Origin of the sequence: Rhodosalinus sp. FB01, assembly GCF_041365715.1 — a bacterium.
Classification (GTDB): domain Bacteria; phylum Pseudomonadota; class Alphaproteobacteria; order Rhodobacterales; family Rhodobacteraceae; genus Rhodosalinus.
Genome location: NZ_JBGFSH010000127.1, coordinates 1 through 308 on the forward strand (window position 1 = coordinate 1; position 308 = coordinate 308).

1 pseudogene is annotated in these 308 nt (G+C 75.3%); it reads right to left on the bottom strand.

What is annotated here, in order from left to right:
• Positions 1–308: pseudogene (locus AB6A65_RS16895) on the bottom strand (primosomal protein N'); the annotation flags it as partial.

Here is a 308-nt window from a genome sequence, read left to right on the forward strand (position 1 = left end):
ATGCCCGCAGGCGCGGCAGAGGGTGACCGGCGCGTAGCCCCGCCGGTTGATGAAGAGAAGCGCCTGCTCGCCGGCCGCGATGCGCGTCTCGACCGCGCGCGCCAGCGTCTCGGAGATCCAGCGCCCCGCGGGCAGCCCCTCGGCGCGCATGTCGATGGCGCGCATCTCGGGCAGCACCGCGCCGAAGCGCGCGGCGAGCTCGAGCCGGTCATACTTGCCCGCCTCGACGTTCGCCCATGTCTCGAGCGAGGGCGTGGCGGAGGCGAGCACCACCTGCGCGCCCGCGTGCGCGGCGCGCAGCACGCTCA